This is a genomic window from Streptomyces sp. NPDC003011 (assembly GCF_053591515.1).
The window spans coordinates 1-8,546 of record NZ_JBSFTY010000135.1 but is presented as its reverse complement, the minus strand read 5'-3'; the positions used below and the strand labels follow the sequence as shown (position 1 = coordinate 8,546).

6 protein-coding genes are annotated in these 8,546 nt (G+C 73.8%); 4 read left to right on the top strand and 2 right to left on the bottom strand.

The window, feature by feature from the left end; genetic code table 11:
- Nucleotides 1-200: 200 nt before the first annotated feature.
- The 3 genes from ACWD0J_RS39065 (at nt 201) to ACWD0J_RS39055 (ending at nt 3,343) form a co-directional block, all read left to right on the top strand.
- Nucleotides 201-1,646 (top strand): sensor histidine kinase, encoded by a 1,446-nt coding sequence (locus tag ACWD0J_RS39065; RefSeq protein WP_451500621.1) that lies wholly within the window; start codon nt 201-203, stop codon nt 1,644-1,646.
- A complete protein-coding gene (locus ACWD0J_RS39060) occupies nt 1,643-2,344 on the top strand; it encodes a response regulator (protein WP_451500620.1) in 702 nt (233 codons plus the stop codon). Before ACWD0J_RS39065 ends, ACWD0J_RS39060 begins: the two co-directional genes overlap by 4 nt.
- A 216-nt stretch (nt 2,345-2,560) precedes the next feature.
- On the top strand, nt 2,561-3,343 hold the full coding sequence (locus tag ACWD0J_RS39055; protein ID WP_451500619.1) for a serine protease: 783 nt from the start codon (nt 2,561-2,563) through the stop codon (nt 3,341-3,343).
- A gap of 172 nt (nt 3,344-3,515) precedes the next feature.
- On the opposite strand, the gene ACWD0J_RS39050 is transcribed toward ACWD0J_RS39055, so the two are convergent.
- A complete protein-coding gene (locus tag ACWD0J_RS39050) occupies nt 3,516-4,892 on the bottom strand; it encodes a hypothetical protein (RefSeq protein WP_451500618.1) in 1,377 nt (458 codons plus the stop codon).
- Between the two features lie 62 nt (nt 4,893-4,954).
- Nucleotides 4,955-7,966 carry a glycoside hydrolase family 3 protein gene (locus ACWD0J_RS39045; protein ID WP_451500617.1) on the bottom strand — a complete coding sequence of 1,004 codons (3,012 nt, stop codon included), beginning with the start codon at nt 7,964-7,966 and terminating at the stop codon, nt 4,955-4,957.
- 326 nt (nt 7,967-8,292) lie between these two features.
- Between ACWD0J_RS39045 and ACWD0J_RS39040 the strand changes: the two genes are divergently transcribed.
- Nucleotides 8,293-8,546: hypothetical protein (locus tag ACWD0J_RS39040; RefSeq protein WP_451500616.1), on the top strand; the 254-nt coding region annotated here is incomplete at its 3' end.

Here is an 8,546-nt window from a genome sequence, read left to right as displayed (position 1 = left end):
AGAGGGGCGTCAGGGTACGGGTCGGGTCCGCGTCAGGGCGAGAGGGGCGTCAGGGTACGGGTCGGGTCCGCGTCAGGGCGAGAGGGGCGTCAGGGTACGGGTCGGGTCCGCGTCAGGGCGAGAGGGGCGTCAGGGCGCGGGGCAGGGGTGAGGTGGGCGTCAAGGTCCGCGTCGGGGTGGCGGAGAGGGGAGGGGCGGGAGTGCGTCCAGCTGCGCTGACGCTGCCGGGCGCGCCGGCCGTGCTCGCCGTCGGGGAGGTCCTGGTCCGAGGCGGTGATCTGCGGGGCGGCCTCGCCGTCGTGCTGCTGCTCGCACTCGCCGGCACACTCCCGCTGGTCCTCGTCCTGCGGACCGGGCACGGGGTGCGGGCCGGAGAGGGGGCACGGACCGGGGAGGGGGCACGGACCGGGGAGGGGCCGGGGACGTGGCCAGGGTCGGAGTCGGAGTCGGGAGCGTGGCCGGGCACGGTGGCCGGGATCGGGTCCGAGACCAACGCCCGTCCCGGACGACCCGCACCCGCACCCACACCCACACCCACACGCATCCCCCAGCCCGGCCGAACCACGGCCGCCGCGCTCGCAGCAACCCTCCGAACCGCCCTGGCCCTCGCCACCGCCCCCGCCTCCGTCTCCGCCCCTGTCTCCGCCCCCACCCTCCGCACCGATCGCGGCACCCGTGTCGGTGCCGCCCTCGCGCTCAGCGTCGGCTGTGTGCTCGCGCTCGTGCCGTTCCGGGCGCTCACTCTCGGCGGGGTCGTCGCCCAGCTGGTCTGCGTGTACGTGCTGGGGCGGGTCGGGTGGCCGTGGCTCGCCGGGGCGGTGGTGGTGCCGTACGTCGTCGTCGCGCTCGTCGGTCACGAGGACGCCACCCGGGTCGTCGCCGTACTCGTGGCGACGCTCGCCTCCGCCGCCGCGGCCACCGGCATCACGCACCACGCCCGCACCACCGCGCTCGCGCACAGCGCGACGGAGCAGGCTTTCGCCGACACCCTCCTCCAGCATGCCGCACGGGGCGAACGGGCCCGCATCGCAAGGGAGTTGCACGATGTCGTCGCCCATCACATCTCGATGATCGCCGTGCAGGCGGAGACCGCCCGGCTGACCACACCCGGGCTACCGGCCGACGGCGCCACCCGGCTGCTGGCCATCGGCGACACCGCCCGTGGCGCGCTGACGGAGATGCGGCGGCTGCTGGGTGTACTGCGGGAGGACGCGGCGGGTCCGGACAGCGAGGGCGGGCGGCGCCCGCAGCCCAGGATCGGCCAGCTCCTGGAGCTGACCGACGCGTCGCGGGAGGCAGCCGGTTCCCGGACCCGGTTCATCGTCAGCGGCCCCGTCACTCTGCTCGATCCGGGCGTCGAGGTCACCGCGTACCGGATCATCCAGGAGGCCCTGACCAACGCCCGACGGCATGCTCCGGGCGCCGCCGTCGACATCGAACTCCGCTACCAGGAAAAGGAGTTGGTGGTGCGGGTGCGGGACAACGGCCCCGGCCCCGACTCCGGCACCGGCGCCCTTGGCCATGGACTGCTCGGCATGCGGGAGCGTGCGGCGACGGTCGGCGGTTCACTGCGCACCGGTCCGGCGCCCGGCGGTGGATTCCTGGTCGAGGCCCGGCTGCCGGTCGGGGCGGAGGCACTGACGTGAGCGGGAGCACCGGCACGGACCCGGACCCGGACCCGAGCGCCGGCATCCGTGTCGTCGTCGCCGACGACCACGAGGTCGTCCGGGCCGGCTACGCCCAACTGCTCGCCACGCAGCCCGACTTCGCGGTGGTCGGCACCGCCCGCGACGGCGCCGAGGCGGTGCGCGTGTGCCGGGAGCAGTCACCCGACGTGGTCCTGATGGACGTACGCATGCCGGTCATGGACGGCATCGAGGCGACCGCGCGGCTGCACGACGGCCCCGGGGCGCCGCGTGTCCTCGTGCTCACCACCTTCGATCTCGACGAGCACGTGTACGACGCCCTGGCCGCCGGGGCGAGCGGGTTCCTGCTGAAGGACGTGACCGCGGAACGGCTCTTCGACGCGGTACGGGTGGTCGCCGCCGGTGAGGCGCTGCTCGCGCCCGTGATCACCCGGCGGCTGATCGCCGAGTTCGCCCGGCTGCGACCCAGGGCCCCCGCACCGGAGGCGCTCCGCGGCCTCACCCCGCGCGAGACGGACGTGCTGCGGCTGCTGGCCGAGGGCCTGTCCAATCCGGAGGTCGCCGAGCGGCTGGGCGTGGGCGAGGAGACGGTCAAGACCCATGTCAGCCGCGTGCTGTCCAAGCTGGGCCTCAGGGACCGCACGCAGGCGGTGGTCAGGGCGTACGAGTCGGGGCTGGTGGTGCCGCGGCTGCCGTAGGGCACCGCGGCCGCCGCGCGAGCGAACCGGACAGGGATGGCCGGATCACACCCCTTGTGTGAGCGCTTGCGGCGTTCTCATAATCCAGCAACAGATTTTGTCCTGCGCATGCCAGCATCCGGGCATTCCTCTGTGTCCATTAATGACATGCGCACGTCAAATCCGTGTTTCGGTTGCACGAGTCCCCGGCTCAACCCCCCACGGAAGGGCACCACGTTGAAGAGACTCCTCACGGCCCTCAAGAGATGCGCGGCCGTCGGCGCCGCCGCCCTCGCGATCGCCAGTCTTCAGCCCGTCTCGGCCGCCCAGGCCGCCCCCTCGCCCGTCGTCGGCGGTACCCGCGCCGCGCAGGGCGAGTTCCCGTTCATGGTCCGGCTCTCGATGGGCTGCGGCGGCGCGCTGTACACCCAGCAGATCGTGCTGACGGCCGCGCACTGTGTGGGCGCCACCGGCGCCAACACCAGCATCACCGCCACCGCCGGCGTCGTGGACTTGCAGTCCACCACCGGCCGGGTCCAGGTGCGTTCCACGTACGTCTACCGGGCCCCCGGCTACAACGGCACCGGCAAGGACTGGGCGCTCATCAAGCTCGCGCAGCCGATCAACCTGCCGACGCTGAAGATCGCCACGACCACGCAGTACAACACCGGCACCTTCACCGTCGCCGGCTGGGGCTCGGCCTCCGAGGGCGGCTCGCAGCAGCGCTACATGCTCAAGGCGACCGTGCCGTTCGTCAGCGACGCCACCTGCCGCGGCTACAGCGGCTACAGCGGACTCGTCGCGAGCGAGGAGATCTGCGCCGGCTACGCGGCGGGCGGCGTCGACACCTGCCAGGGCGACTCCGGCGGCCCGATGTTCCGCAGGGACGCGGGCAACGCCTGGATCCAGGTCGGCATCGTCAGCTGGGGCATCGGCTGCGCCCGGGCGAACGCCCCCGGCGTCTACACCGAGGTCTCCACCTTCGCCTCCGCCATCGCCTCGGCCGCGTCCTCGCTCTGACGCAGCCGCCTCACTTCCCGGACGACCGCACGGGCCCGGCGCCGTCCTCCTACGCCGGGCCCGTGCCCGTACCCACGTGCTCTTGAGTGCCGGGCCCCGGGGAATCCTGCTCCCGGGTCCCGAGGCGGCGCCCCGCCGTCCCGGCGTCCCGGCGGCCCGGCGGCCCGGCGCGTCAGAACCCGCCGCCGCCGAAGTCCCCGCCGCCGCCGAAATCTCCGCCGCCGCCATAGTCCCCGCCGCCGAAGCCGCCGCTGAAGTCGTCGGTGGTGAAGTCCGCGCCGGAGAGGTCGCCGCCCTCGGAACCGCCGGCGCCGAAGTCGCCGTAGCCGGAGCCGTAGTCGGCCGCGTAGGCCGGGGTGGCCATCATGCTGCCGAGCATCGTGCCGACGAGCAGGCCGGGCAGGATGCCGCCGCCGAAGTAGCCGCCCGCCCAGGGACCGTAGGCGGGACCCGCCTCCCAGTACGGGCGGCGGCCGTCCTCGGTGTCGACCTCGCGGACCACCGGGTCGCGGCCGTCGGCCAGCCGGGTCCGGTCGGCCGCGCAGACCGGGACCTCGCGGGTCGCGCCGCCCGGCGGCGTCCAGGTCGCGTCGGCGACCGAGGGGCCGTGCCGCGGGTCGAAGAAGCAGGGCGGCCGGCGCTCGGGCAGCGGCCGGCCCTCACGGCGGGCGGCCAGCTCGGCGAGCGAGAAGCGGCCGTCGTCGAGGGTCTGGGTGACGGCCCGCACGTCCTCCGGTTTCCCGGCCGCCGCCATGCCCGACTTCGCCCGGTCGTAGGAGTCGAGCGCGCGCTCGTAGGCCGCGCGCATGGCGTCGTCCGCGCCCGCCTCCCCCGGATGGAAGTCGAGCCGGTCCAGTTCCTCGCCGAACGCGGTGATGTCCTCGTCGACGACGACCCGCAGCCGCTCCAGCGCGGCCCGCTGCTCCTCCTCGTGCCGGCGCCGGTTGCGCCGGACCAGCGCGTAGGCGCCTCCACCGGCGACGGCCAGGACGACCCCCGTCGTGATCAGCCCGGTGGTGGGCACCCCGGCCCCGTCCGAGGAGTCCCAGCCGGCGGGGGCCGAGCCGCCCATGTTGGTCAGGGCCCGGTCGGTGAAGTCGTCGAGCTGGGTACCCGCGTCCTTCTCGCCCTGGACGCTGCCGACCAGATTCCGTACGGCGTCCCGCGGCAGGACCGAGGAGTCGGCCCCGGCGTCGAAGCGGTCGCCGACCCGGACCGCGTACAGGCCCGTCACACCGGTGGCGGTGCGCAGGTTCCGCAGGAGGTCGTCGGTGGGCTGGTCCGCGGGCAGCACCGCCACGAACAGGGCCTTGTCCGCGTCCTCGATCTGCTCGGCCAGCGCGTTCGCCTCCGCGTCCGAGAGCTGCGCGGACGCGGCCGGATCGACGTAGACCGGACTCTCCCGGAGGGCCTCGGCGATCGTCGAGACGCTGGTGGCCGCCTCGGCGCGCGGGGCGCCCGCCGTCAGGACGGTCAGTGCCGTCAGGACGGCGAGCGCCAGCGCGGTCAGCAGTCCGGCGAAGCCTCGGGTCGAAAGTGCGACCTTCATACTTCGAAGCTACCCGAAAGCCAGGGGAAACGGGCCATTCGGGCGAGTGGAAACGCGGCGCCTCAGGCCGCCCGGTACGCCGCCGTCAGCTTGTCCACCGCCTCTCCGTACCGCCCGGTCAGCAGCAGATGGTCCGCGTCCGCGAAGGGCCCGGCGACCGCCGGCGTGATGTCCTGGCCCGCCTTGTGCTGGACGAGCAGCCGGGCCTTGGTGACGAGCGCGCGGCCCGCCGCGTCCGCGCCGGTCCGCTCGGCCGCGCGGGCCGCCGCACCGAGCGCCTTCAGCGTCGCCAGGCCGCCTTCCGGGACCCTGGTCAGCGTGGTCAGGCCCCAGCCGTACGGGTACTGCGGGTCGTACGCCGTGTCGCCGACGTTGATCGGCAGCTGCGCCACGGACTTCGGCCAGGTCACCGGCAGCTGTCCGGTGAAGGCCCGCCTGCCGTACAGGACGTCGGCCACGCCGTCGCCCTCCGTGCCCGGCAGCCAGGACGCCACGAGCGCGTCGATGGCGCCGAGCCGGTCGCCGACGAGCTGGGGCCGCCCGGAGACGATCAGCACCGCGCACCTCATCGCCGCGCACACCCTGTCGACGGCGGCCCGGTCGGCGGCGCTCAGCTCCAGGTCGTGACCGTTGCCGACGTCGCCCGCGCCCTCGGCGTACGGGGTCTCGCCGACGACGACCACACCGACGTCGTGGCCACCGGTCGGGGCGGAGGCGTCCTTCGAGTACGTGACGTCACCGCCCGCCTTCCGCATGCCCTCCAGGATGGTGGTGCCGGGGGTGATGTCGCCGGCGGAGCCCTGCCAGGTGACGGTCCAGCCGCCGCTCTGGCTGCCGATGTCGTCCGCGTTGGATCCGGCGACGTACACCTTCTGGCTCTTGCGCAGCGGCAGCAGCCCCGCGGAGTTCTTCAGCAGCACCTGCGAGGCGGCGGCGGCCTGCCGCGCGACGGCCCGGTGCCCGGCCGAGCCGATCGCGGAGGCGCCGCTGGTGTCGGCGTACGGCTTCTCGAAGAGCCCGAGCCGGAACTTCTGCGTGAGGATGCGCGCGACGGCGTCGTCGATCCGCCGCTCGCTCACCCGGCCCGCCCCGGCCTCGTCGACGAGGGTCGCGTGGAAGTCCCGGTACGCGTACGGGACCATGATCATGTCGAGGCCCGCGTTGACGGACGTACGGACGTCGGAGGCGTGGTCGCCGGGCAACTGGTCGATGGCGGCCCAGTCGCTGATGACGAAGCCGTCGAAGCCCATCCGGTCCTTCAGCACCCCGTTGATCATGTCGGCGCGGGCGTGCATCTTCACCGGGCCCCGGCCGTCGCCGGCGAGGTCGAGCGAGGAGTACGAGGGCATGACCGTGCCGACACCGCGGTCGACGGCGCTCTGGTAGGGCGCGAGGTGAACGGCCTCCAGCTCCTGCCGGGTGACCTTGGTGACGCCCTGGTCGATGGTGTACGTGCCGGTGGTGGAGGAGCCGAACTCGGTGCCGCCGTCGCCGACGAAGTGCTTGGCGGTGGCGAGGACCTTGTCGTCGTCCTTGAGGTCGGTGCCGTCCGGGTCTCCCTGGAGGCCCTGGATGACGGTCTCCATCTGCTCGACGAGCGCCGGGTCCTCGCCGAAGGACTCGTAGGTGCGGCCCCAGCGTTCGTCACGGGCGACGCAGAGACAGGGGGCGAAGTCCCAGGGGACGCCGGTGGCCCGGACCTCGGCGGCGGTCACCGCGCCGGTCCTGTGGGCGAGTCGGGGATCCCGGGCGGCCCCGATGCCGATGTTGTGCGGCGTGATCGTGGCACCGACGAGGTTGTTGTGGCCGTGCACGGCGTCGACGCCGTAGATCAGCGGGATCTGGAAGCGGGTCGCCCGGGCCCGCAGCTGGAAGGCGTCGATCATCCTCGCCCAGCCCTCGGGGGTGTTGGGCGTCGGGGTGGAGCCGCCGCCGGAGAGGAGCGAGCCGAGGCCGTACGCGGCGATGTCGCCCGGTGCGGTGACCGCGCCGCGCTCGGCCTGGGTCATCTGGCCGGCCTTCTCCGCGAGGGACATCCGGGAGAGGAGGTCGGCGACCCGCTCGCGCACGGGCAACTTGCCGTTCATGTACGGCAGTCCGTGGGCGTCGACGACGACCTGCGGGGTCTCGGCCGGGGCCTTGGCGCCGGTGACGGTGAGCCGGAACGGGATCGTCTCGGCCGCCTCCGCCGTCCGGTCCTTGAGCGTGCGTACCCGGACGGTGCGGGAGGTGCCGGAGGCGGTTCCCGCGGGGAAGGTGAACTCGCCCTCGACGGGCGTGAAGTCGCGGTCCGACGCGGTACCGGACCCGGTCGTCCCGTAGGCGACGGTGACGGGTTCGCCGAGCGGGGCGGAGCCGGTGGTGGCGACGGTGAGCCGGACGGCGGCCGTGCCGCCCTCCTTCACCGGGTACACGGCCGCGTCGGTCGTCACGTTCGCCCGCAGCGACTGGTCGGCCCGGCCGTACAGTTCGACGCCGTCCATGGCGAACTCGCCCTTGACGCCGACGGGGAGGGTGACGGCGTACCCCCAGGTCTCGGTGAGGCCGAGGACGTGATCGATGCCGCCGACGGGCTGGTGGTCGGTGCGGTAGGCGAAGTCGGTGAAGGGGATCTCGATCCGCTTCCAGCCGGTGAAGTCGTCGGTGAAGGACGCCGTCCACAGCTCGGACGCCTCACCGTCGGCGCCGCCGTCCTTCAGCTCGAAGGCGATCTTCTTGCCGTTGTCCCGGCCGTCCCACCAGAAGCGGACGCCCTTGCGCGCCGACCAGTCGTGGGCGGGCTCGGCGAACGCGAAGTCGTGGGTGAACCCGCCGTAGCCGCTGATGTCATAGGTGCCGCTGAGGACCTTGTCCCCCTCGGGGGCGTCCTGTCTGGCGGTCAGCCGGAGGGCGGGCGGGTCGTCGGTGTCGCCGCCCCAGGTGAAGATGCCTTCGGCGGGCGGGCTCGCGAAGGGGACCTCGCCCTCGAAGCGGTCGACGGGGGTGGGGACGGGGTCGTCGGCGGCTTGTGCGGACACCAACGGCAGCAGGGCCGCCAGGAGGGTGGCGGAGGCGAGCAGGGCGGTTCTTCGCATGGAGCTTCCCCTTGGCTCTCGTGGTCCACTCATGACTTACCTCACGACGTGAGTGAACTGGTGGCCCACAGGACCGTCAAGGCACCGGACAACTCTGGCCTCGCGCCAGACGATTTTGCCCGGATCCCGCTCCCCCGAGCCCCACGTGTCCGCCGGCGCCGCCACGAGCGGCAGGCCGCGCCCCTGCTCCGCGTCCGGCGCGGGCTCCGGCACACGGACTTCGCCGCCACTGTCGTGCCCCTCCGACGCGGAGGACTCGGTCGGTGGCGAGGGTCGGACAGAGACGGACGCAGCGGTGCGGCGGTACGCCGTGCAGGACGGCGTGGGTGGCGGCGAGTTCGCTCACGCAGAGCGGTACGTCGTCGGTCCGCCGGGTCAGCCCCCAGTCGGCGAGGGGGACGCGGGCGAGGTCCCCGGCGACGGCCACCGGCCCGCGGTCGCGGGGGCACAGGGCGGTGCGGGCCCGGCCGTCGACGGCGTCCGGCAGGCCCGGCGACCGGTGCCGGTGTCCGCGCGGGCTGATCCGCAACCGCCGCCGGATGCCGGTCGCCACCCGCAACGTCGACCTGGCCTCCCGCAT